Annotated in this window: 27 protein-coding genes; 7 read left to right on the forward strand and 20 right to left on the reverse strand. The window is 57.4% G+C overall.

The window, feature by feature from the left end:
• Window position 1: 1 nt before the first annotated feature.
• A complete protein-coding gene (locus ACZ5A6_RS00950) occupies window positions 2–628 on the reverse strand; it encodes a hypothetical protein (protein WP_464111014.1) in 627 nt (208 codons plus the stop codon).
• A 47-nt stretch (window positions 629–675) separates the two neighbouring features.
• Window positions 676–843 (reverse strand): Arc family DNA-binding protein, encoded by a 168-nt coding sequence (locus tag ACZ5A6_RS00955; protein WP_217004340.1) that lies wholly within the window; start codon window positions 841–843, stop codon window positions 676–678.
• A 96-nt stretch (window positions 844–939) separates the two neighbouring features.
• On the opposite strand from ACZ5A6_RS00955, the gene ACZ5A6_RS00960 reads away from it, so the two are divergent.
• The 3 genes from ACZ5A6_RS00960 to ACZ5A6_RS00970 all read left to right on the forward strand — a co-directional run bounded on the left by ACZ5A6_RS00960 (window position 940) and on the right by ACZ5A6_RS00970 (window position 3087).
• A complete protein-coding gene (locus tag ACZ5A6_RS00960) occupies window positions 940–1629 on the forward strand; it encodes an Arc family DNA-binding protein (protein WP_464111015.1) in 690 nt (229 codons plus the stop codon).
• A gap of 332 nt (window positions 1630–1961) precedes the next feature.
• A complete protein-coding gene (locus tag ACZ5A6_RS00965; RefSeq protein WP_217004342.1) occupies window positions 1962–2510 on the forward strand; it encodes a hypothetical protein in 549 nt (182 codons plus the stop codon).
• Between the two features lie 64 nt (window positions 2511–2574).
• Window positions 2575–3087 (forward strand): hypothetical protein, encoded by a 513-nt coding sequence (locus ACZ5A6_RS00970; protein ID WP_464111016.1) that lies wholly within the window; start codon window positions 2575–2577, stop codon window positions 3085–3087.
• A 76-nt stretch (window positions 3088–3163) separates the two neighbouring features.
• On the opposite strand, the gene ACZ5A6_RS00975 is transcribed toward ACZ5A6_RS00970, so the two are convergent.
• The 11 genes from ACZ5A6_RS00975 to ACZ5A6_RS01025 all read right to left on the reverse strand — a co-directional run bounded on the left by ACZ5A6_RS00975 (window position 3164) and on the right by ACZ5A6_RS01025 (window position 11224).
• Window positions 3164–5320: a phage tail tape measure protein gene (locus ACZ5A6_RS00975; protein ID WP_464111017.1), complete on the reverse strand. Its 2157-nt coding sequence runs from the start codon at window positions 5318–5320 to the stop codon at window positions 3164–3166.
• A gap of 124 nt (window positions 5321–5444) precedes the next feature.
• Complete coding sequence (locus tag ACZ5A6_RS00980; RefSeq protein WP_217004345.1) at window positions 5445–5717, reverse strand: phage tail assembly protein; 273 nt, start codon at window positions 5715–5717, stop codon at window positions 5445–5447.
• 63 nt (window positions 5718–5780) lie between these two features.
• Window positions 5781–6830 (reverse strand): major capsid protein, encoded by a 1050-nt coding sequence (locus ACZ5A6_RS00985; protein ID WP_107327254.1) that lies wholly within the window; start codon window positions 6828–6830, stop codon window positions 5781–5783.
• Between the two features lie 4 nt (window positions 6831–6834).
• A complete protein-coding gene (locus tag ACZ5A6_RS00990; RefSeq protein WP_464111018.1) occupies window positions 6835–7224 on the reverse strand; it encodes a head decoration protein in 390 nt (129 codons plus the stop codon).
• Between the two features lie 33 nt (window positions 7225–7257).
• The gene (locus ACZ5A6_RS00995) at window positions 7258–8229 is read right to left on the reverse strand and encodes a head maturation protease, ClpP-related (RefSeq protein ID WP_217004347.1); all 972 of its coding nucleotides are present in this window, start codon (window positions 8227–8229) and stop codon (window positions 7258–7260) included.
• Window positions 8226–8750, reverse strand: a complete 525-nt coding sequence (locus ACZ5A6_RS01000) for a hypothetical protein (RefSeq protein ID WP_464111019.1) — start codon at window positions 8748–8750, stop codon at window positions 8226–8228. The genes ACZ5A6_RS00995 and ACZ5A6_RS01000 overlap by 4 nt, the downstream gene beginning before the upstream one ends.
• The gene (locus tag ACZ5A6_RS01005; protein ID WP_464111020.1) at window positions 8747–9085 is read right to left on the reverse strand and encodes a hypothetical protein; all 339 of its coding nucleotides are present in this window, start codon (window positions 9083–9085) and stop codon (window positions 8747–8749) included. The genes ACZ5A6_RS01000 and ACZ5A6_RS01005 overlap by 4 nt, the downstream gene beginning before the upstream one ends.
• A gap of 53 nt (window positions 9086–9138) precedes the next feature.
• A complete protein-coding gene (locus ACZ5A6_RS01010; protein WP_217004350.1) occupies window positions 9139–9513 on the reverse strand; it encodes a hypothetical protein in 375 nt (124 codons plus the stop codon).
• A gap of 246 nt (window positions 9514–9759) precedes the next feature.
• Window positions 9760–10197: a hypothetical protein gene (locus ACZ5A6_RS01015; protein ID WP_464111021.1), complete on the reverse strand. Its 438-nt coding sequence runs from the start codon at window positions 10195–10197 to the stop codon at window positions 9760–9762.
• 11 nt (window positions 10198–10208) lie between these two features.
• Window positions 10209–10934 carry a hypothetical protein gene (locus ACZ5A6_RS01020; RefSeq protein WP_464111022.1) on the reverse strand — a complete coding sequence of 242 codons (726 nt, stop codon included), beginning with the start codon at window positions 10932–10934 and terminating at the stop codon, window positions 10209–10211.
• A complete protein-coding gene (locus ACZ5A6_RS01025; RefSeq protein WP_337322171.1) occupies window positions 10931–11224 on the reverse strand; it encodes a hypothetical protein in 294 nt (97 codons plus the stop codon). Before ACZ5A6_RS01025 ends, ACZ5A6_RS01020 begins: the two co-directional genes overlap by 4 nt.
• Window positions 11225–11487: 263 nt before the next feature.
• Here ACZ5A6_RS01025 and ACZ5A6_RS01030 point away from each other — a divergent pair, with 263 nt between their 5' ends.
• Entirely contained in the window at window positions 11488–11991 is a 504-nt protein-coding gene (locus ACZ5A6_RS01030) for an alpha-ketoglutarate-dependent dioxygenase AlkB (protein ID WP_236776006.1), read from the forward strand.
• A gap of 10 nt (window positions 11992–12001) precedes the next feature.
• Here ACZ5A6_RS01030 and mnhG read toward each other — a convergent pair whose 3' ends face one another.
• From mnhG to ACZ5A6_RS01065, 7 genes are all read right to left on the reverse strand, one after another.
• The gene (mnhG, locus tag ACZ5A6_RS01035; protein WP_003514988.1) at window positions 12002–12346 is read right to left on the reverse strand and encodes a monovalent cation/H(+) antiporter subunit G; all 345 of its coding nucleotides are present in this window, start codon (window positions 12344–12346) and stop codon (window positions 12002–12004) included.
• The gene (locus ACZ5A6_RS01040) at window positions 12343–12624 is read right to left on the reverse strand and encodes a K+/H+ antiporter subunit F (protein ID WP_003514989.1); all 282 of its coding nucleotides are present in this window, start codon (window positions 12622–12624) and stop codon (window positions 12343–12345) included. The genes mnhG and ACZ5A6_RS01040 overlap by 4 nt, the downstream gene beginning before the upstream one ends.
• The gene (locus ACZ5A6_RS01045; protein ID WP_162995157.1) at window positions 12621–13109 is read right to left on the reverse strand and encodes a Na+/H+ antiporter subunit E; all 489 of its coding nucleotides are present in this window, start codon (window positions 13107–13109) and stop codon (window positions 12621–12623) included. Before ACZ5A6_RS01045 ends, ACZ5A6_RS01040 begins: the two co-directional genes overlap by 4 nt.
• Entirely contained in the window at window positions 13106–14752 is a 1647-nt protein-coding gene (locus tag ACZ5A6_RS01050; protein WP_162731096.1) for a monovalent cation/H+ antiporter subunit D, read from the reverse strand. The genes ACZ5A6_RS01045 and ACZ5A6_RS01050 overlap by 4 nt, the downstream gene beginning before the upstream one ends.
• The gene (locus ACZ5A6_RS01055; protein ID WP_003514993.1) at window positions 14749–15084 is read right to left on the reverse strand and encodes a Na+/H+ antiporter subunit C; all 336 of its coding nucleotides are present in this window, start codon (window positions 15082–15084) and stop codon (window positions 14749–14751) included. The genes ACZ5A6_RS01050 and ACZ5A6_RS01055 overlap by 4 nt, the downstream gene beginning before the upstream one ends.
• Entirely contained in the window at window positions 15084–18002 is a 2919-nt protein-coding gene (locus ACZ5A6_RS01060; RefSeq protein WP_065658358.1) for a monovalent cation/H+ antiporter subunit A, read from the reverse strand. Before ACZ5A6_RS01060 ends, ACZ5A6_RS01055 begins: the two co-directional genes overlap by 1 nt.
• A 106-nt stretch (window positions 18003–18108) precedes the next feature.
• Window positions 18109–18486 (reverse strand): hypothetical protein, encoded by a 378-nt coding sequence (locus tag ACZ5A6_RS01065; protein WP_026330635.1) that lies wholly within the window; start codon window positions 18484–18486, stop codon window positions 18109–18111.
• Between the two features lie 504 nt (window positions 18487–18990).
• Here ACZ5A6_RS01065 and ACZ5A6_RS01070 point away from each other — a divergent pair.
• The 3 genes from ACZ5A6_RS01070 to cheY1 are packed head-to-tail and all read left to right on the forward strand — an operon-like array spanning window position 18991 to window position 21259.
• A complete protein-coding gene (locus tag ACZ5A6_RS01070; protein ID WP_081308557.1) occupies window positions 18991–20598 on the forward strand; it encodes a globin-coupled sensor protein in 1608 nt (535 codons plus the stop codon).
• The gene (locus ACZ5A6_RS01075; protein ID WP_013635450.1) at window positions 20598–20897 is read left to right on the forward strand and encodes an STAS domain-containing protein; all 300 of its coding nucleotides are present in this window, start codon (window positions 20598–20600) and stop codon (window positions 20895–20897) included. Before ACZ5A6_RS01070 ends, ACZ5A6_RS01075 begins: the two co-directional genes overlap by 1 nt.
• Window positions 20894–21259, forward strand: a complete 366-nt coding sequence (gene cheY1, locus ACZ5A6_RS01080) for a chemotaxis response regulator CheY1 (RefSeq protein WP_003493773.1) — start codon at window positions 20894–20896, stop codon at window positions 21257–21259. Before ACZ5A6_RS01075 ends, cheY1 begins: the two co-directional genes overlap by 4 nt.
• The last annotated feature ends 1 nt before the right edge of the window (window position 21260 follow it).

The raw sequence follows: 21260 nt of genomic DNA on the forward strand, positions 1-21260 counted from the left end.
GTCATTGAATTCGCGCGAGGGAAAATGCCCCGAGCAGTTCCAGCGTGAAATCTGACGCACTGTCACGAAGATAGGCGTTGTCGAGAAACAAGGTAGCTTTGCGCCGGACATCGGCCAGCGTCACGCACGGATGGGACGCGAGGGCCAACAGGGCCTTTTCTTCGGCGTCAGCTTCCGAGGTTCCGGTAGGGAGATTGCTATCATTCTGGGTTGCCACCCAAATGGCGTAAGCGGTCTTCCATGCCTCGATAACGTCACCCAGCGGCGCACTAAGAGCCGGTTCCGGCTGACGTGCAGGCTCATGACGTTTGAGCATGTCATGAACTTCTTTCAGGCTGTCCAGCAATTCGTCCACGGCGACTTCCGTGCTGTTGGAGAGGGCGAGAACTTCGTTGGTAGCGAAGCCTACAACTTTGCGGCTTTGATCGCCCACGTAGTAGAAGCCCGGCTTTTCGTTTGGGTCTCTTTGCCCGAAAAGGATGTCGTTGACAGTGTTTTCCGCGACGGTCGCGAGGCAATTCAGTTTATGAAGCTCGTACTGAAAGTCATCGACTTTATCGAGGATCACACTGATTTTTCCGGCGGCGCTTGCGCAGCCGGCGTTTTTTGTTGTAAGATTTTTTTGCATTTGATGTTGACCTTTCCTTGGGGTTAGGAAAAAGCCGACGCGGTTTCTCAGGCCATAGCGTCGGCTTTTTGCGTTTCGGGTTGCGTGTACACGCGGCTCAATTGGAAAACGATTTCGGCGTTCATTGACCGATAGTTTCGCTCTGCTTCCTCTTTTACGCGGTCCCGCATACCGTCGGGCATGCGAAGCATAAATTTATCGTTCTCACGGCTCATTGGTTCAATCCTTGCAAACAGTGTCCTTAGGACATATCGACTTATGTCCTAAGGACACTATTGCCGTCAAGCTGAAAATGATATCATTAGGACTTCATGGCTGAAGATCAGAATAGAACCCTCCAAGACAAATTCATGCTTCGCTTCCCTGAGGGGATGCGCGACGAACTGAAGGCTGCCGCAGAGCTGCTCGGGCGCTCGATGAACGCCGAGATAATTCAACGCCTTAAACGCTCGTTCAAGGAAGATCGGGATGAGCGGGTGAAGCTCGCGCTATCGGGTGACCTCTGGAATTCCCTAATGGTTGACGCATCCATGAACGACCTTTCCATGGAGGAGCGCGCCACACAAATTTTGCAGGCAGCATACGACGGCACAGGAGAATACGCACAGTCCGTCGAGAAAACGCTCGCGCTGGCGAGTGAAAATGCCGAATTGACGGATTTGGTATCTCAGATGAAGGAAAAGGAAGATGCTGACTTCCTGCTATACTACACGAAAACGGTGCAACTTTCTCAATTCGTCAAGTCGGTCATAGCGGCCGGCAGTGATGTTCCCAAGCACCTGCTTGAGACCGCAGAGGAACTCCAAGCATTGAGCCAAGCAGAATTTGAGACGCTTCGTCAAAGGCATGAGATGGCAATGTTCATGAAACGCCGCGTGGAGGAATTGCGGCGATTGGACCAAGAAATTGAGGAAAATTCAAGCGATGCGGATGGCCTGATTAGTCCTGCTGATATCGTGTCAGATGAGAGCATACGTAACGCCGCCAAAAAACAGAACTGAGTGCCGACAAGCGCACCTTATTGAAAGCCAAGCTGAAAGAGAGAATTCGTGAAAGGTTCAGTCAGGTTGATATTTTTTCCAGGCTTTTACGGTGGCATCAATATCACCGTCCATTATATCGACGACCTTCTGAGATCAGAAGGCGAGTCGCCACACTATTCATTTGCGAATGGTGATCCAAGCCGCGTAATCATTGATAATGTCGGTGATGCATATGCGCTTGCGCTCATTCTTCGTTGCGCTAGTTGGATCCAACGTTATCCATGATCAAAACGGGTTCGCCACAGCTGCGAGCCCTCCGTCCAATGCATTCGAGACTGAAGGCTGGTGGAATGACACACGTTGAGAGAGGTGAAGGCAACGAGACCAGTGAACCAATCTTCTACGATTCTCTGACTGATACTAAATATCGTGACCGCCTTAAAACGCATAATGAAGAGCTATATCGCTACTACCTAAATCAAGAAGAATGGGCTCATAACGGCCACACGGGGTATGCTAAATGGCTTTTTGCATCACTCTTGGCGGTCCATGGAGGCGCTATATATGCACTCAATGCATTGCGGACATCAGTTCCCGCAGCCAAGAGCGATTTTTTGATTTACGCAGCAGCTCAAAATCTATCTGCGATTTTTCTAACCTTGGTGGCAGGCCTTTTCGCATGGGTCAACCTCCAGCTTGCTGAGCTTTACTACAAAGATATGGCGAACCCGAAAATGCTTTATCGGCATGACGCCTATCCGAAGCCAAGTGACTGGATCGATAGAACTCTTTACGCATCAGCGATCTGCGGCACCATCGCTGGACTATTGTTTGCTACCAGTTCGGTCACTGTAATCATGGGACTATTTCATGTTAAGCCTTCACCAGTAGCGTGGTAGGTCATCGTCTATCCATTCTCACGGGATTTTGTACAACACGATTATATGCCGCAGGAGGGTGTTTTTGATCGATGATGTAATCGAGATGCCTGAACCACTTGGCCTGTTCGCTAAGCAACTCTTTCATCGTGGCTCAGAGTATTTGGAAGCGTTTAAAATCGTCCATCAAGACGAGCGACTAAAGTATCCCACATACTATTTGCTGACGCATTCACTTGAGTTGTTTTTGAAGAGCTATCTCGCTGCGAATAATGTATCGAAGCGTGACCTTAGAAGCAAAAATCTCGCTCATAACTTAGATAAACTACATAAGCGATGTGTAGACATCGGAATGCCCAATATTCCAAATCTCGAGCACTTTGCCAGAGAATTTCAGCACAAGAATAGTGATCACGATTTTCGCTATCCGACCAATTATATTCTCCGAATACCCTCTCCCAAGCTGTGCCTTGAAGTGATGGAGCCACTTCGCGACACCCTCAGGCCTATTATAGGTGCGATAGCGATGCGAGCGCAACTCGATTGGGCCAACGAAACCGCTCACTTAAGAGGAAGGAAAATCCGCTGGTCGGATTAGTAGTTGCCTAGGGGGTGACAGTGCTCACGCTTCGCTAAGCGGTCAAACACTGTGCTGGGTAGCCCCCAACCTGTCCTCAATCATCCGAGAATGAGCTTTCTTTGCTGTCACGTACCAGATCGCCGAGCCTGCTCAGTGCCTCGTCTGCGGCAGCTTTCGGATCGGAAACGCCCGTTATGTGGAATGTTGCATAAACCGGTGCGCTGACAGGCTGTTGGTTTGTCACCCTGACATCTTGCGTGCCACGAGGTTTGACCATTTCTGCAATTGATCCCGCATCTATGCGAGCCACAAACGGTTCACCCGAGGCACTACCTGTCGCCGGCGCATTACCGCCCGATCCACCCACGCCGGATACTCCGGCGTGTTCGCGAAAGCTGAAATCCGGTTTGGCCGCATCGCCGAACCAAAAGCTGTCCCAATTAGAAACACCAGAAGCATCCTTGTTGAGGCCGAACAGCTTCTGCAAGCCTTCCTTGTACTTTTGCTGGTTGTTGACCTGGTCCTGAAACGTATCGCCGGGGGTGTCACCCAAGCTCTGGACGGACAGGCCAAAGCCGAGCTGTGAACCGAAACCCTTCAGCCATTGGCCAGCCTGACTGTACCAAGGCAGAACTTCAGGCACATTGCCGCCCCCGCTTTTGGGAGCTTTGCCACCTCCCGGTTTAGCACCGTCGCCCCCCAACCCCGGAAATTCGCTGAGAGTGCCTATCGTCTTCAGGATCGAAAGGGCGGTGCTCGCGCCGGAAAGCAGCATCAATGCCCCCGCCAGCTTGCGAACCGTGCCGGCGAGCATCGCAATACCGGAGGCGTACAAAAAGAGCTTGAAGCCATGCCCCGACATTTCCGCAAGGAACTTCGCAATCGGGTTATCCTTCACTGCGTCATTCAGCTCGCGGATGGATTCTCCCCATTCTTTGGCTCGCATGAAGATGCCGCCGATCCGATCCGCCGCGTTTGGATCAACCTCTCCTAGAAGCAGATCGCCCAACGCTTCGGTAAGCTCGCGCACGCCGCCTTCATATCCCAGCCCCTGCATGAAGCCTTTCATGTTGGCCTCAATTCGGTCAAGGATCGTCACGCGGTTGCCGAGTGTATCGATCACATATCCGATACCTTCCGCACCCTCACGGATCGCCGGCAACATGCCGTCACCCATTTCCGAGAACACGTTCGAAATCTTATTCCCCAGCAGATCGAGAACGTTGCGGGTGGTGTTGGCGCGCTGAACGTACTCGGCAAAGGCCGATCCAGAATATTTCGTGCGGTCGGCGACGGATGCGAGAGCATCATCCAACAGCTTGATATTGCCCACCAGCGGCATGAAGGCGCTGGCTTCATCACCGAAAAATTCAGACAGGAGTGAAGTCTGTTGATGTTTCGGAGCCTTGGAGATCGCCGTCAGCACCTTACGCATAGTGCCCTTGGCGTCCTTCTGCATATCCTTGGCAATGGAGGGCAGATGCAGGCCGAGGGCTTTAGCCGCATCACGCTGCGACTTCTTTGCAAAGTCGCCTCTCGCCAGCGCGCGGATAACGTTCTTCATTGCAGTGCCGGCCGTGCTGGCGTCCGAGCCGGCCGCGATCATCGCGCTGCCCATAGCCGCAACGTCTTCTTTTACAAAGCCGCTCATTTCACCGATGGCGCCGACGCGCAACATGAATTCGGTGACATCCTTGGCTTTCGAGGCCATGTTGTTTGACAGGTGGTTGATGGCGTCGGCGATCTCACCAGTTTCGGCAACATTCAAGCCGAGCTGGGTTTTCAGCTTGGCGAGGCTTTCGCCGGCGTCGGCCGCCGTCATGTCGAAGGCAACACCAACACGCGCGGCCATTTCGGCAAAACTTTGTAGATCCTCTGTCGCAACACCAGACTCGCCGGCCGCCGCGAACAAGGCGGCAATGTCTGTTGCGGCCAGCGGGATTTCGCCAGACATGCGCCGAATGCTACGGCGCATGTTTTCAAACTGTTCGTCGGTCGCCTCGACAACCTTCTTCACGTCAGCGAAGGCGGTTTCGAATTCGATGGCAGCGCCGGCCGTAGCCGATATGCCTTCGGTTGCCCCCAGATAGCCGGCACCCAGCGCCACGGCCTGCCCGATCAGCCCACGCATCGGAGCGAAAGCTTTCATTTGCTGGTTCTGCAGGCGGTCGAGCGTGCGGAAGATCGGCGCGGATTTTGCGACAACATCTTCCAGCAGCGAAATGCGCAAGGTGCTCTGTACGACAGACATCTTTATTCCTTCAGGTGTTCTCGGAGATCGCGCACGGTCGCGCAGTAAGCTAGGAGCTTTTCAGGTGTCCACCGCTCGATGATATCGAGCGGTGTTTTGGTGTAACTGGCAACAAAGACGGCGATCACTCGCCAGTCGTGTTGCCTTTGCCGTTTCCCAGCAGGTCAGATGTGGCGGTGACGATCTTGGAAAAGTCCTTCGCGCCGATCTTCTTAAACGCTGGCAAAGGCGTGTCAGAGATAGAGGCAAGGATGGCGGTCATCTTGGCAAGCTGGCCGGGGAACTGGTCGCCGATGATCAGATCGCCAACAGTCGGCTCACGAAACGTGAGGGCGGAAATTGTGTCTTCGCCATGGGTGACGGGCGTGGTGAGGGAAACGCTTACAGCGCTGGACATCGAGAAATCTTTCTATGTTGGATCAAAAGCGGGGAAAAGCCGCCAGATCAGCGGCTTATTTGGTTAAGCTGCCTTCATCCGGAGGCGGACAAGAAGCTGCGGGCGAATGCAGATCGGCAGGACGTTCGACTCTGTATGGATTTCTCGACCCTTGCCGTGAGGCAGTTCGTCCGTCGAAACGAATACCTTGGTTTCCGCTTCGGGGGCGCGGTTTGCGCCGCTGATCGTGTCCGGCGGCGCGATGTAGCGCTTGAAGAACGGCGTCCCGAGCGGAACCACAATGGCCTCGTCTTCGGGAACCGCATCACGCGCTACCAGTGTACCGTTAGACTGTCGCACCTGGTACTGTTCATCGATCCGTTCGAGGGTCAGACCGGCGTATTCAAAGACATCCTGAATGTCATCACGTCCCGGATTGGCGGTGCTGCCCTTATAATCACGGAGTTCCTCACGCACGTTGCTGTGATCGACGTACATATCGAAGAATTTAGCGCCAGCGAGAACGCGGAGGCCGGTGGCCGGCGTACCGCGCAATTCGCGCCGAACATGGGCCTTAACCTGTCGGTTCAGCCCCGCCAGCCTCGTAGCTGAAGAAGCCAGATCATACTCGACGCTGTGTTCCACCAGGTCGAATTTGTCATACACGTTCAGAAGCTCTCGCCCGTCTCCGTCCAGAACGATGCCGTTCAGCGCTCCCCAGTCCAAATGGGAGTGCGTGAAATCATGCTTGGCACGAAGGGCGACGAGACGATCGTTGTAGACATCTTCAAGGCTCGCCATGATGACGTCGCCCTCGCCCCAAACGGTGAGGTTTTGGATATCGGCCGGCAGAATGGCGTCATCGAGGGGGAAGTGTGGAATGTCGAAGGAAACGCCGCTTCTGGCATCACCCCGAATATTAAGGTTGGATTCCCCGCCACGCTCGCGGGCGGGGATGACCGTCAGTTCCTGCTCGGAAACGCCGATCCGAACGTAGGTGGTGTGGATCGGCGTATCGGTAAAGATGCCGAGCTGCGCCGGACGGCCGGTCAAGTATGGCGGAATATTGATCGCTTCGGTCAACTGGTCGTCGGCGAATTCAGGCGCATTCAGATAATCAAGAGGGGTAGGCAATGGATTACACTCCCATGCGTGCGATGATGCCAAGGGCGGCAAGTTGGTCAAGGGCGGTTTTTTGCTGAGGGGCAGTGATCCCGGCCGGCCAGATGAGGTTCTGCACAACCACCTGCGCACGGCGCTTGAGGTTCACAATTTCAACATCGCTGGCGGATGCATCGGCGTTATGCAGGATGATGGCAGCTGCGATCTCGGAGCCGTCATCGACCGGTGAGTTATCGGCCTTCGTGAAGGCCAGCGGCTTGAACTTGCCGGTGCTGGTAACTTTGCCCAGAACCGTGCCGCAAAGCACTTTGCCGGACTGGGCAAGCGTATCCGTGTCGCGCGAGAAGCGATTTTTACCCTCGTCCTTCACGATATCGCCTGCCGTTCTGTAGCTTAATTTTTCCATTCTCTTTCCTCGTGGATTGGGCCAAAGCGGCTGCTACTTGATGCCGTTGCGGCGCTTCATGTTCGCGGCGAGCTTGCCCGCACCGGGCCGATTTTCGTGCCCATACGCGCGGTTCAAATCCTGCGCATTCATCATGCGCTTTGGCGGCTGGTATTCCGGCTCGCGCTCTTCGCTAGAACCACGGGGCGCGACATTCATCAGCGCGATAGCATCCTCGGCCGACATTTCGGTATCGAAAGCCAGGTGCTCCGCGAGCGCCTCGCGGCCCTGAGCTTCGTCAGCTTTCATGATCGCCTTCAGGCGATCCTTGACGGCATTCGCCGCGTTATTCGACATAGTTTTCTCCTTGGATTTTGGCGACTTCTGCGCCTTGGCCGGGTTGCTGGAACCCCAGTTCTGCGAAGCCGCAAGCGCCACCAGCTTTTCTGGCGCGTTGCGGAATTGGCGGTAGTTGAAGGCGGCAACAACTGGGCTGTTTTTGCTGCTGGTCGCGTCTGCGAAACCGGCCTCAACAGCCTGATCCGGCGTGAACCACGTTTCTTCGACCATGATTTCGCGGCAAGCTTCGGCAGTTTTTCCCGACTTAGCCGCGTAAACGCGAGCATAGGCTGTCGCCAGCACCTCAAGAGCGTCGATTGTCTTCGAATGATCCTTGCTATTCCCGAAGGTGAACCCTGCCGGATCGTGGATCATCATCACCGATCCGGCCGACATCGTTACCTTTTTACCGGCCATTGCGATAAGCGAGGCGGCGGAAGCGGCAATGCCCTCGATGACGACATCAACGCGCCCCGGCCGAGATTTCAGCATGGCGTAGATCGCCGCACCTTCAGTTGCGATGCCGCCAGGTGAATTGATGAAGACAGTAATTGCAGCTTTTTCATCGAAACCGGCGAGGGCGTAGAAAACGTCAACCGAACTGAAGCCGTCTTCAAAGGCCTGTTCGTCGGAGGCAAGAACACTCCCGGCGAGGTGGATGGAGTTTTTGTCAACGATGGTGCTCATTTCAGAAAATCCCCGTGGCAGAGTACGGCGCGGGGATCGGCATCGATACGGCGCAAAACATCGATCCCGTTGCCTTCGGCGCTGCGAATAATCGCCTCTTCGGCGAGTTCCAGTTCAAGCAGCTCGCGTTCGGCTTTCTCGATCTGGCGGGCGCGATCAGTGGACGAAAGGCCCTTCGCGGAACCGTAGCTCTCCGCAATTTTTCCGGCGATCAGGTCGCGCAACGTGCCGCATACCGCCGCAGACAGGAGTTCTGGAGGGACTGCGCTGACGGGAAGCCGGGGTGATGGGCTCGTGAACCGAGCTGCAAAGTTCACAGCGGCCGAGCTGGCGGAAATAGATGCAATCCAGTTATCCAACCGCTGATGTGCTTCGTCCATCGACACAGGCGCTTGCTGAAGCTCCGCAATAGCCTGCCGCGAGAGGACAATCCGCGTTCGGATTTCTTCCAGCGTCGTCGTCAGTGTTTTGCCGCCAGCAAGCGACTTTTCCACGGTACGGCGAAGGTCAAAGATGCTCATCGCGCACCGCCGTTCTGTCCATTTTCGGCGACCCATGCTTCGCAGGCTTTTCGGAGGCGGTGCGCCGCAGTCGCGCGCTCCTGAAGCACTTCAATTGAGGCGTGGTGATCCTCAATGCGCTGGTTGATTTCGTCTTCTTTGGCGCGCAGCTCTTCAATGTGGCGTCTGCCGCTTGCCCGTTCGGTATCGCGGCGCTGTTCCGCCGCAAGTTTGCGGCGGACTTCTTTTGCTGCGGAAAGCTCCATGTCCAGTGCGCCACGCGCCCTGTCCACCGCTGCTTTCTCGCGGGCGCTGATCGTTCCGAGAACAGCCAGCCGGCTAAGATCGATTTTCATTTTCTTCAGTCCCTGTGTTGGTGATTTGGAAAATCTGCGAGGCCGCATGAAATTCAAACACCCTCTCGAATTTCACTGTCGAGAATTTGCCGAAGGCGGGCTTCCTGCGGCATGCGCATTCCCGCATTCAGGATGCGCCAGAAGGTCGTGAAGGGTTCTGCCGAGGGAGCTGCGAAGGCGGCCTTTTCGCGCTTCCACCGGCCAGCCTCGTAAAGCTCGAAGGCTTTGCGCATCCGCCGACTGGCGATAGTCGGGACAAGATCGCACCACTCCGGATGGATGCCGCGAAGGTGCCGCAACATGGCATCACGCTGGGAATTTTTTTGAGCGTTTGCGGGAGTGATGCCACCATGGCGGCGGGTGCCGAACGCCTGATCAAGCGAAACTTCGCCGGCAGTCTCGACAACCGGTGTGAGGCCTTGAAGCAAGAATATTTCGAGGTGGTATGGGAGCTTCTGACCAGAGGCCAAGCATCGCGTCACCTGCCCCAGCAGGCGCAAAGTTACAACGGGATCACTGCAAGGTTTTGTCATTGGTTCGACCCGTGCAAGCGTGCGTGTATCGTGCGTGTATGCGTGTACCGCTTTTGCGAAGTGCAACTAGTGAAACTGCGCAGTACCCCAGTCCCGTATGTTGATTTATTCCGGGATACGGTCCCTAAATGGGGGAGGTGGTCACACATGAGCGGCCTCCATTTCGCGATGACGGGTTTCCAGTTCACGAAACCAGACGAGTTGCTTGACGGTCATGGTGAAGTGATCGCCGTGTAGTTCGGCGCGGCCCACCATGTTCCCCACAAAAGTGCGTTCACGGTCATGAAGGAAAGCGGCATCAAGCAACTTGCGCCCGGCCTCAATGATGTAGGCCGCAGAGACAGGCGAGCGGGCCGGTCCTGCCTGCGGCCCTGGTTCCCGCTCCCGATAAACTACCCTCTCGACAACGCGCGGCGGCTTGTCGATCAGAGCCACCAGATCGTGCAGGCAAGCGCCACCGCTTTCCAGCGTTCGCATGATCGCGGCCACGGTCGCGACAACCTCGCCAGCATGGTCACTGGCCAGCATGGGCAAGAGCTTCCGCAGTTTCGTGATTGTATTCTTATCGAGGTCGGCCATCGGTCCAGCCTCTAGCCATGCGATGCGGTGGAAGCTCGCCACCAGCCCGTGCGGTTCATGCCCGGCTGCGCTTGCCGTTGGTCAGGCCGATTTGAGGGATTTCGAGCGGAAGCCGCATACCCCCTCTCAAAAGCCGTTTTCTCCTTTTCGGCAGTCTCGAAGAGAGAGGTTTTTACCTTACTCACTGAAGTGTTCAAACCTTTGAACCCTATCGCCCGGATGATCCAGCTGCCCCACGACTTCGAAATGATCTTGATGATGTTCGTAAGGTTCTTGCCGAAGGTCTGCGGACGCTCGCGAACCGAGATATGCTCCAAGCCCTTCGAGCGCGCCTTGCGGATGGCGTTTTGTACCGAAGTCCGACCGACACCAGCCACGCGGGCGATTTCGTCAAGGCAAAGGTCGCAGAAGCCTTTCTTGCGGCAACGATCTGCAATGACAGCGAGCGCGGCGCGTTCGGCCTCAGAGTAGCAGGCGCGGATTTCGGGTGGCATGTTGCCACCGCTCGCCCATTTCCGGCGGCGCTGTATTTCTTTGGAACGTTCTTCGCTGGTCACGTGCTTGCGGCGCGCCTGCTGCACCACGCGGTCAGCCGCGCGGGCCGATGCCTGTTTCTCGTAGACCTTAGACGCGGGCTTCGTTCCCGCGCCTGTTGCAAAGTAATCATCGTTGGCGCGAGGGGAGCGGCAAACGATGCGTGTGCGAAGGAGCGCGGCGGAGGGCTGATAATTCGTCATTCGCCTGCCCCCGGCTTGGAAAGGGAACGAGCAAGCTTCGCGGCGTCCGCCGCCTCCATGACCGTCAAGGCAAAACGACGACGGATCGTTACGACCGGATGTAACGTCATTGGGTTGAGGCTAAGCCACAGCGCAGCCTCTCTTACGCGGGCTTGGACGGTGTCCAAAGTGTTTGACAAGTTCCCGCTAAGTGCTTGACTTTCGATAGCGGGTTTGACAAAAATTTCGGCATAAGGTGCTGTTTTCGGCTCGACAGGCGCGGCTTGAAAATCCGCGTGTCGGTGGTTCAAATCCGCCTCCGGGCACCATTATTCTTAATTTCATTTTTTCCTGAATTGAATGCGTGTTGCCTCCTCCGCGCTGGCAAGATTAGATTGCTTCCGTTGTCATCGGTTTTTTAGCGCGGACGATGTAACTCGATGCGTTACGTCTGCCTACTTGTCCAACAATCGGAAAGCTGCCCGCAAGTGGATCATCGGATAAGCGCCTCTCATCTGCCGCGTGGCGTAATCTATTTTGATGACTTCCTTTCTTCAGGGAGGAGGCATCCGTTATGGCGATGCTTGATGCTGGTGAATGGAACACGGAGCTGAAGCGTCGCGTGCAACATTTTGGCTACCGGTACGATTATAAAGCGCGCGCTATTACGGCAGATGCCTATCTGGGCAAGTTGCCGGCGTGGCTGGAAATCTTTGCAGAACGTCTGGTTGAAACAGGATACTGCAGGAGTTTGCCCGATCAGGTCATCGCAAACGAATATCTCCCCGGACAGGGCATCAGCGCGCATGTCGACTGTGTTCCGTGCTTTGACGACACGATAGTATCGATAAGCCTTTTATCCACCTGTGAAATGGTGTTTCGCGAATTGCACGGACCGGACATTAGAAGCGTTGTACTTCAGCCTTGCTCCGTCGTCTTGCTTGAAGATGCCGGCCGTTACGATTGGTCCCATGAAACTCCGTCGCGAAAATCGGATGTTGTCAACGGCCTAAGGACAGCCCGTCGCAGGAAAGTTTCCTTGACCTTCAGGAAGGTAATTCACACAAAACTTGTCTGAGTCCGCGGTGCTACAGATGCTCTCTGTTATCCGTATTCTGCTCCGCCCGGTCCCGATAAAGCGCGGCACGCCCCAGCAGCATCAGCGATACTGGCGTCGTCACCGTCACGAAGATGCCGATGAAGATCTCGTGGAAGGCGAAGCGGTCGCCGGAGACGGAGAAATAGATGATCGAGGCCATGACGATGCCGCCGGTGCCCCAGCTGGTGCCGAGCGTCGGTGCGTGCAGGCGCTCGTAGAAGCTGTTGAGCTTGGCAAAGCCGATGGTGCCGATCAGCGTCAGCGAGGCGCCCAGAAGGACGAAGAACGCCACCAGAATGGCGGCCCAGAGCGGAAATTCTGCGGCATTGTTCATTCAATCACCTCGCCACGCATCATGAATTTGGAAAGGGCAACGGTGGAGACGAAGCCGAGGATCGCGATGAGCAGCGAGGCTTCGAAATAGATGTCGTTGCCGGTGCGCAGGCCGAAGGTCAAGAGAAGCAGCATGGCGTTGACATAGAGCGTGTCGACGCCGAGCACCCGGTCCTGGGCACGTGGGCCGATGGCGATGCGGTAAACGGAAATCGTCATGGCAATGGCGAGCATCAGCTGCGCGAGCGAAAAGGACCAGAAAAGGATAATCGAACTCATTCGAATATCTCCATCAAAAGTTTTTCATATCGGTTCTTGATGAGGCTTATCCAGGCCGCCTCATCCTCATCGTCGAGAACATGAAGCAGAAGCGTGCCCTGGCTGGAATTATATTCGAGCCAGGCGCTTCCCGGTGTCGAGGTGAGGATTGTCGCCAGAACGGCCAATCCCATCGGATCGCGAATATCGAGCGGCACCGCGAGGAAACCGGATTTGCGATCTCTCTCGCGCTGGAACAGAATGATCTTCACGACGGAGATATTGGACAGGACGATGTCGTAAAGCACAATCGCGATCAGCTTGACGAGCTTGTGCCAGTTGCGGATGCGCGGTTTTGCCGGCCGGAGCGACGCCATAGCCCAGGAGGCGATGAGGGCCACACCGGTGCCTAGCAGCAGATGTCCGGCTGAAAAGCTGTTGATCGTCATCCAGAAGATGATCAGCGACAGCGTCAGCAGTGGGTAGGGCAGGACACGGCTTATCATGGCTGCCCCTCCGGATTGGTTCCCGCTCTCGGGGCGGAAATGACGCCCTGAATGTAGCTGGCCGGCAGATCGAGAATACGCGCCGTCTCCTGCATGTAGCGCATCACCGGCCCCGCCTGCACGGTCATGGCGAGTGTCAGTCCCAGCAGCAGCATGATGGGCGCTATTTCGATGACGAGAACACGCGGTACTGTGCCTTCGAGGGAGGCCCAGAAGGTGCGGATGCCCGCGCGGGTCATCGAGATCAGCGAGGCGAAACCTGCAAAGACAATCAGGAAGACCAGCCACCAGGAAAGGGTGGAGACGGTGTCATTGGCCCCCAGCCCTGAAGGGTTGAGAATGGCGGTAAGCATGGAGAATTTGGCGATGAAACCCGAGAGCGGCGGCAGACCGGCGAGGAGAATGCCGCAGGCTGCAAAACACGCCCCGAGCACCGCCATGGTGCCGGGCATGGTCACGCCGACTTCTTCTTCCTCTTCCTCCTCTTCGCCCTCGCCATAGGCTTCCATGGTTACGGCAAGAACGTTCGCGCCGGCATCCTGCCCGCGTTCCACCAGTTCGATCAGCATGAAGAAAGCGCTGATGGTGAGTGTGGAACTGACGAGATAATAGAGCGCGCCGGCTGCAACCGTGGGATTGCCGGTGCCCATGGCGGCGAGAAGCGTTCCCGAGGACACCAGAACCGAAAACCCGGCCAGCCGCCCAAGCGCCTGCGAGGCGAGTACGCCGATGGCGCCGAAGATGATGGTGGCGATGCCGCCGACAAGCAGGGCATCATGGCCAAAACCGGCCGATTCCCCGGCCGTCTGCCCGAAAAGCAGGAAGGACAGGCGGGCAATGACGTAGATGCCGACCTTGCTCATGATAGCAAACAGCCCGCCGACAGGTGCTGAAGCCGAGCCATAGGCGGAAGGCAGCCAGAAATTCAGCGGCCACATGCCAGCCTTGACCAGAAACGCGATGCCGAGAACCGCAGCGCCGGTTTCAAGCAGCATGCGCTGGTCCGGGTTGAGGCCGTCGATGCGGTGGGCAAGGTCACCCATGTTCAGCGTGCCGGTGACGCCATAGATGAGGCTGACGCCAATCAGGAAGAACAATGCGGCGACGAGGTTGATGGCGATGTAATGCAGCCCGGCCTTGACGCGCTGCTGACCGGAGCCATGCAACAGCAAACCATAGGATGCCGCGAGCATAACCTCGAAGAAAACGAAGAGGTTGAAGAGGTCACCGGTCAGGAAAGCACCGTTGACGCCCATCAGCATCATCTGGAACAGCGAATGGAAATGCGCGCCTGCCTTATGCCATTTCGCCAGCGAATAGATCAGCGAGGGAATGGCAAGCAAGGCCGTCAAAAGCACCATCAGCCCGGAGAGGCGATCGGCAACGAGCACGATGCCGAAGGGCGCCGGCCAGTTGCCGAGCAGATAGACCCCGCTCGAAACCACCGCCGCAATCTCGGTATTGACCGTCGAGTTCACCTCGCGGAACAGCAGGATGGCGACAACAAGCAATATCACGGTCGAGGCAAGGCTGATGGCGGCCTTCGCCACGCGCTGGCGCTCGTCGAAGAACAACAGGAGGGCTGCGGTGATCAGCGGCACCAGAATGGGCGCGATGACGATGTGGAAGGGGAACGACATCATTTCGATTCCCTCCCGTCCACATGGTCGGTGCCGGTAAGCCCCCGGGCGGCCAAAAGCACGACGAGGAACAGCGCAGTCGTCGCAAAGCCGATGACGATTGCCGTCAACACCAGCGCCTGCGGCACGGGGTCGGCAAGCGTGGAACTGTCGACGCCGTTCACCAGCACCGGCGGCGCATTGGTCTTGATGCCGCCGACGCCGAAGATGAACAGGTTGACGGCATAGGACAGCAGCGAAAGCCCGACGATGACCTGATAAGTGCGTGGGCGCAGGATCAGCCAGACGCCGGAGCCGGTCATGATGCCGATGCCGATTGAAAGAATGAGTTCCATTACACGTCCTCCGCTTTTGCGGCTTCAGGCGTGCGAACGCGGTAGTTACGCAACGATTGGTGTGCCAATGCTATAAGAATAAGAACGGTGGAGCCGACGACCAGCGAGAAGACGCCGAGGTCGAACAGCAAGGCGGATGCCGTCGGCATTTTGCCGATATAGGGTATCTCCGTGTACTGGAAATAAGAGGTCAGGAACGGATAGCCGAAGTACCAGGACCCCATGCCGGTTGCCGCCGCCATCAGAAGGCCGAAGCCCATCCAGCGCAGCGGCAGGATGCGGATGCGATCCTCCGCCCAGCGCGCGCCGCCGGCGAGATATTGCAGCAGGAACGCGATTGCCATGGTGATGCCGGCCGCAAAGCCGCCGCCGGGCAGATCGTGGCCGCGTATGAACAGGAAGATCGAAAAGGTGACGATAACCGGGAACATCCATTGCATGACGATGGACGGTACATAGAGATAGTCGCGCACCGTATCGCCCTTGCTGCGGTCGGGCCGCTCCGCATCGAAGGCGTTTTGCATCTGCTGCTGTTCCGGCACCCCGATGCTTTCATGCGCAGGGCGGAAACGGCGAAGCAGCGCAAAGACCGTCAGCGCCACGATCGCCAGCACCGCGATTTCGCCGAACGTGTCGAAGCCGCGGAAATCGACGAGGATGACGTTGACGACATTGGTGCCGCCGCCTTCCGAATAAGCGCGCTCGAGGAAATAGGTCGCGATGGCGTTCGGCACGGGCAGGGTCATGACCGCATAGGCGATGACGGACATGCCAATGCCGCTTGCTGCGGCCAGCAGGAAGTCACGGGCGCGGCGAAGCTGCGCCGGCAATTCATCGCTGCTGTCCACCTTCTCGAAGCGTTTCGGCAGCCATCTGAGACCGAGCAGGATCAGAACGGTGGTGACGATTTCGACCAGCAACTGGGTGATCGCGAGATCGGGTGCAGAAAGCCAGACGAATGTGAGGCAGGTGACAAGGCCGGAGACGCCGAGCATGATGAGTGCGGCGAGACGATGATATTTCGCCTGCCAGGCGGCACCCAGCGCGGCGATCATGCCGATCAGCCACAGAATGGCAAAGATCGGATCGAAGGACGTCACGCGCGGCAGCGACAATGAAAATTCCGAGAGGAAAAGCGGCGAGAAACCGGCAAGAATCGCCACGAGGATCAGAAGCCTCAGCTGCGGCTGCAGGCGCCGGGTGCCGAGCGTGCTTTCCAGCCACCGCGCCCACTTCCAGGACACGGTGACGAGAATGCGCTCGAAGATGCGCTGTCCCCGAAGATGCCGGAAGATCGGCGGGCCGTCGTCGCAGCGGGAGAAATAGCCGCCGAGCAGGGCATAGATGGCAACGCCGCCGCCGAGTGCCGCAATACTCATGATGAGCGGAAGGTTGAAACCGTGCCAGATCGACAGGCTGTAGACGGGCGTTTGCGGACCGAGAACGGAAAGCACGGCCGAATGCAGGAACGGGCCGATCGACAGGCTCGGAACGATGCCGACGATCAGGCAGGCGAAAACCAGGAACTCGATCGGGAAACGCATCCAGCGCGGCGGCTCATGCGGATTGGGGTTCGGCAGGTCAACCGGCTTGGGGCCGAAGAAGACCGTGTGGATGAAGCGTAGCGAGTAGGCGACGGCGAAGGCGCCTGACAACGTCGCGACGTATGGCAAAGCCCGGTCCAGCAGCGAGTCTGCGTGGGTTTCGACGGCCTCGGCAAAGAACATTTCCTTGGAGAGGAAGCCGTTGAACAGGGGTACGCCGGCCATTGCAGCGCTCGCCGCCATGGCGAGCGTCGCGGTTGCCGGCATATAGGTGTAAAGCCCGCTCAGTCGCCGCATGTCGCGCGTGCCGGTTTCATGGTCGATGATGCCGGCTGCCATGAACAGCGATGCCTTGAAGGTGGCGTGGTTGACCATGTGGAAGATCGCTGCAACCGCCGCAAGCGGGCTGCCCAGGCTCAAAAGCGTGGTGATGAGCCCCAGATGGCTGATGGTGGAATAGGCGAGCAAGCCTTTCAGGTCCTGCTGGAACATGGCGAAATAGGCGCCGAGCAGCAGGGTGATGACGCCTGCAGCACCCACCAGCCAGAACCATTCCGGCGTGCCTGCCAGCACCGGCCAGAACCGCGCCAGCAGGAAAACCCCGGCCTTCACCATGGTGGCCGAGTGCAGATAGGCGGAAACGGGCGTGGGCGCCGCCATCGCATTGGGCAGCCAGAAATGAAACGGAAACTGTGCGCTTTTCGTCAGCGCGCCGCCAAGGATGAGAATAAGTGCGGGCAGATAAAGGGAATGGGCGCGGATATCGGCACCGGCCGCGATGATCTTGTCCAGATCGTAGCTTCCCGCCATGTGGCCGAGTATCAGAAGCCCGGCGAGCAGGCTGAAGCCGCCGATGCCGGTCACGGTCAGCGCCATGCGGGCGCCATCGCGCGCGCCGGCATTCTGGTGCCAGTAGCCGATCAGCAGGAACGAGAAGATGCTGGTCATTTCCCAGAAGATCGACAGCAAAATGACGTTGCCGGACAGCACTATGCCGAGCATCGAGCCCATGAAGGCGAGCAGAAAGGCGAAAAACCGTGGAATAGGGTCCTGAGCCGACATGTAATATCGGGCGTAGAGAACCACGAGCAGGCCGATGCCGGTAATGAGGATCGCGAAAATCCAGGCGAAGCCATCCAGCCGCAGGGTAAAATTAAGCCCCAGCTGCGGCAGCCATTCCACATCGTATTTCAGCACGCCACCGCCACTGACATTTGGATAAAGAAGGATGCTGCCGACCAGGCCGAAGAGGGCTACGGCGCTTGCTACGTAGGCCGCGCTTGCGGCCGCGCCTTCGCGCGGCATGAAGGCCGTTATGAGAGCGCCGACGAACGGCAATGCGATAATAAATGGTAGAACGGTTGCAAGTGTCATATGCGGCGGCGGTTTTCTCTCTGGAATTGGAGCCTACGGCGGGTTTCCGACGACTCCGATCCCTCAAGGTTCGCAAGGAACCGAATGATGAGGACCGCCGGAATGACTAAGAGATAATATGCGGAGGTGCTCTTGGAATCACGTTCGCAAAGTCTCGGAAAGTTTGTGGCGCGATGGCAACAGGCGTGACGGCCGGTTTGGCGTCAGCCACGATCCGCAGGATGGTCGAGGGAAAACCGACGGGGCGAAGCCCCGGAGCACCGTTGTGAGCCTTGCAGCCGTGATCGTCGCCGGTGGTGCAGTCCTTATCGCGAGGCGAGGGGGAGTGGCTTAGGTCAGCCGTCTGCAATCGTTCCAGACGGCTGGTCTTTGAGATTGCCTTGATGCCGGATGGCGCCTGAAAGCCGATGATGACGAGCAGGCTCGCAACCACAAGACCGATCAACACTTGCGGATGGCGCCTTGAACAGCGGCATTTCTCCATCCGTAACAAGTTGGCGTCTCCTTGATCGTAAAGGTCTCTCTAAAGCATCACCGCTGAGCGAATATCCCGTTGATTTGTTTTAGGGGAAGGCGGACACGCTTGTCCAGCGCACAGGCTGGAAAAACCGCCCGTCGCGTCCGATTCCTTTTCGTTTTTGCCCGTTTGCGGCAAAGTAGGGGCGACAATGGCTAAAAGCTTTTACAAATTTTACCGTTTGACGCCGGTGCTGATGTTTCTTAACTTTCAAGCAAGGAATTAACCATAAAGATTGATGGTATTTCCACGGCGGAATGGGGTTATCTCCCCTTCCAGGCATGACGCCGCACTGCCGTACCGGGCCCGATCCGGTATTTCGTTTCTTGGTTCAAGAAGGTCAGGCAAGCGTCGATGCCGCATCGTCCGCGATGGGTATGTTCGTTCAAAAATCCCCCTTAAGGGTGCTGGCGTTCTGAACCTTGCCATTTGGCCGGGTTTTACCGGCCGTCATATTATTGGGGTCGTCGGTTGGGGCAGGACTTGCCATCAGAACAAGCGCGGAGATCGGCAGGCGCAAGCCTGGCGGGGCGGTTGCGCTTTGCCGGCCTCGACGAGACGCAATCCGATTTCCTGCGCAATTATCGCAGCATGCTGGAGCCTTACGTTAAGGCCGGCCTGCGCGATGTGATGAACCGTTTCCAGTCCATGCCGGACTGTTCGCCGTCTTTCGAAAGCGAAAACCAGCTCGACCGCCTGCACGATTTGCAATCCTCGCACTGGAGCGTGCTGACCGATGCGCGTTTCGATGGGCTTTATGCCGAGCGGGTGAAAGTGCTTTCCGACAATGCCGGTCGCATGGGTCTCGATCCGCGCTGGCAGATCGCCAGCCATGCCGTCGTTCTGGAACATCTTCTGGGCGGTCTGGTGACTGAGCACGCGCCGCGCTCCATCCTGCCCGGCAACCGCAAAAAGAGCCGCGAACTGGCGGAAGCCGTCAAGAACGTCGTCCGTCTGGTGATGGTCGATACCGAGATTGCCGTATCGTTGCGCTTCAATGAATTGCGCCTGCGCCATGGCCGGGAACTGGCAGAACAGCGTGACAATGACCGCTCTGAAGCCGCAAGGTTGCTGGGCGAAGCGTTGACGGCATTTGCCGCAGGCGATTTGCAGGCCCGCATCGGCGGCGACGTGCCCGACGCCTACCGCGACGTTGCTGCCACTTTCAATGCGGCACTCGAGACGATTGGCGCGTCACTGACATCGGCGCAAAACAGCATCGGTGAAGCCGAGGCGCTGAGCGCGCGGTTTGCCGACATTGGCCGTTCCATGGCGGAGCGCTCCCGCCAGCAGGCCGCAGCCCTTGCCGAGACCTCCCGTGCGATCCAGACGATGATCGGGGATGTGGCCGAAAACGGCGCCCGCATTTCGGCGGCGGAGACGGCGGTTTCCCATGCCCGTGAGGCGGCGGTTGAAAGCGGCAAGGCAATCGGTGAGGCGATAAACGCCATGTCGGATATCGAGCAATCCGCCGAGCAGATCGGACGGATCATCGGCACGATTGACGAGATCGCTTTCCAGACGAACCTTCTCGCCCTCAACGCCGGCATCGAGGCAGCACGCGCCGGTGACAGCGGACGCGGTTTTGCCGTTGTCGCGCAGGAGGTCCGGGCATTGGCCCAGCGTTCCGCAGACGCTGCAAGAGAGATCAAAAGCCTCGTTGGCTCCACGAAAAAGCAGGTCGAAGGCGGCGTGCACATGGTCAACCGCACGCAGGAGGCAATCGGCGGTGTCGTCCGGCAGGTATCCGGCATCAACGACATGATCACCGAGGTCTCCCGGCACGCGGCAGAGCACGCCGGCGAATTGGAATCAGTCGCTGCCGACATCGGTGAACAGCAAAGACAGGCTGACCGGAACCTTGCCGATATGGGCAATGGCTCCTCGGAGGCCGATACGCTTCACACTGTCATTCTGGAACTCGGCCGCACCATTCGCGAATTCCGCATTGCCCGTCAGGGACAGGCGGCAGCTGTTGCCGCTACGGCTCGGCAGGACACATCATTTGTGGCCCGTGCGGATAACCGCACGGATTACGGCCAGGATTACCAACAATTCAGACGCCAAGGAGTCATGTAATGGCAGCCAGAAAAGCAGCTGAGGCGACGCTGAAACTGTCACCGGTGCTGGATCTCAACGAGGCATCGGCGCTGCACGGCAAGCTGATGACGCTGAGAGGAGCACCTTTGTCGGTGGATGCGTCCGAGGTGGAACGTATCGGTGCGCTTTGCGCCCAGGTCCTGATGGCCGGTGCCAAGTCCTGGGAAGAGGACGGCAAGCCGTTCGGTTTTGCCAGAGTGTCCGATGCATTCGACAAGACCATGAAACTGATAGGCGTCGAAATCGATCATTTGCTCCTGAAGGAGATCAAGAAGTGAAGAAAAAAGTTCTTACCGTGGATGATTCCAGAACGATCAGGAACATGCTCCTGGTCACGCTCAACAATGCCGGTTTCGAGACAATTCAGGCCGAAGACGGCATTGAGGGTCTCGAAGTGCTGGAGCAGAGCAACCCCGACGTCATCGTGACCGATATCAACATGCCCCGTCTTGACGGTTTCGGCTTCATCGAGGGTGTGCGTCGCAACGAGAAGTACCGGGCCATACCGATCCTCGTTCTGACGACCGAAAGCGACGCAGAGAAGAAGAACCGCGCCCGTCAGGCCGGTGCGACCGGCTGGATCGTCAAGCCGTTCGATCCTGCGAAGCTCATCGATGCCATTGAACGCGTAACTGCCTGAT

The sequence above is a fragment of the Agrobacterium sp. 6Ca8 genome (assembly GCF_055382765.1).

Excerpts from the sequence above, each read along its gene's own strand:
- ACZ5A6_RS00965 (WP_217004342.1), top strand. The coding sequence starts at position 1,962 with ATGACACACGTTGAGAGAGGTGAAGGCAACGAGACCAGTGAACCAATC.
- ACZ5A6_RS01050 (WP_162731096.1), bottom strand. The coding sequence starts at position 14,752 with ATGATGTCGTTCCCCTTCCACATCGTCATCGCGCCCATTCTGGTGCCG.
- ACZ5A6_RS01060 (WP_065658358.1), bottom strand. The coding sequence starts at position 18,002 with ATGACACTTGCAACCGTTCTACCATTTATTATCGCATTGCCGTTCGTC.
- ACZ5A6_RS01075 (WP_013635450.1), top strand. The coding sequence starts at position 20,598 with ATGGCAGCCAGAAAAGCAGCTGAGGCGACGCTGAAACTGTCACCGGTG.
- ACZ5A6_RS01055 (WP_003514993.1), bottom strand. The coding sequence starts at position 15,084 with ATGGAACTCATTCTTTCAATCGGCATCGGCATCATGACCGGCTCCGGC.
- ACZ5A6_RS01040 (WP_003514989.1), bottom strand. The coding sequence starts at position 12,624 with ATGAGTTCGATTATCCTTTTCTGGTCCTTTTCGCTCGCGCAGCTGATG.
- ACZ5A6_RS00980 (WP_217004345.1), bottom strand. The coding sequence starts at position 5,717 with ATGTCCAGCGCTGTAAGCGTTTCCCTCACCACGCCCGTCACCCATGGC.
- ACZ5A6_RS00975 (WP_464111017.1), bottom strand. The coding sequence starts at position 5,320 with ATGTCTGTCGTACAGAGCACCTTGCGCATTTCGCTGCTGGAAGATGTT.
- ACZ5A6_RS00960 (WP_464111015.1), top strand. The coding sequence starts at position 940 with ATGGCTGAAGATCAGAATAGAACCCTCCAAGACAAATTCATGCTTCGC.
- ACZ5A6_RS00950 (WP_464111014.1), bottom strand. The coding sequence starts at position 628 with ATGCAAAAAAATCTTACAACAAAAAACGCCGGCTGCGCAAGCGCCGCC.
- mnhG (WP_003514988.1), bottom strand. The coding sequence starts at position 12,346 with ATGAACAATGCCGCAGAATTTCCGCTCTGGGCCGCCATTCTGGTGGCG.
- ACZ5A6_RS00955 (WP_217004340.1), bottom strand. The coding sequence starts at position 843 with ATGAGCCGTGAGAACGATAAATTTATGCTTCGCATGCCCGACGGTATG.
- ACZ5A6_RS01045 (WP_162995157.1), bottom strand. The coding sequence starts at position 13,109 with ATGATAAGCCGTGTCCTGCCCTACCCACTGCTGACGCTGTCGCTGATC.
- ACZ5A6_RS01015 (WP_464111021.1), bottom strand. The coding sequence starts at position 10,197 with ATGGCCGACCTCGATAAGAATACAATCACGAAACTGCGGAAGCTCTTG.
- ACZ5A6_RS00990 (WP_464111018.1), bottom strand. The coding sequence starts at position 7,224 with ATGGAAAAATTAAGCTACAGAACGGCAGGCGATATCGTGAAGGACGAG.
- ACZ5A6_RS01005 (WP_464111020.1), bottom strand. The coding sequence starts at position 9,085 with ATGAAAATCGATCTTAGCCGGCTGGCTGTTCTCGGAACGATCAGCGCC.
- ACZ5A6_RS01000 (WP_464111019.1), bottom strand. The coding sequence starts at position 8,750 with ATGAGCATCTTTGACCTTCGCCGTACCGTGGAAAAGTCGCTTGCTGGC.
- ACZ5A6_RS01030 (WP_236776006.1), top strand. The coding sequence starts at position 11,488 with ATGGCGATGCTTGATGCTGGTGAATGGAACACGGAGCTGAAGCGTCGC.
- ACZ5A6_RS01020 (WP_464111022.1), bottom strand. The coding sequence starts at position 10,934 with ATGACGAATTATCAGCCCTCCGCCGCGCTCCTTCGCACACGCATCGTT.
- ACZ5A6_RS01065 (WP_026330635.1), bottom strand. The coding sequence starts at position 18,486 with ATGGAGAAATGCCGCTGTTCAAGGCGCCATCCGCAAGTGTTGATCGGT.
- ACZ5A6_RS00995 (WP_217004347.1), bottom strand. The coding sequence starts at position 8,229 with ATGAGCACCATCGTTGACAAAAACTCCATCCACCTCGCCGGGAGTGTT.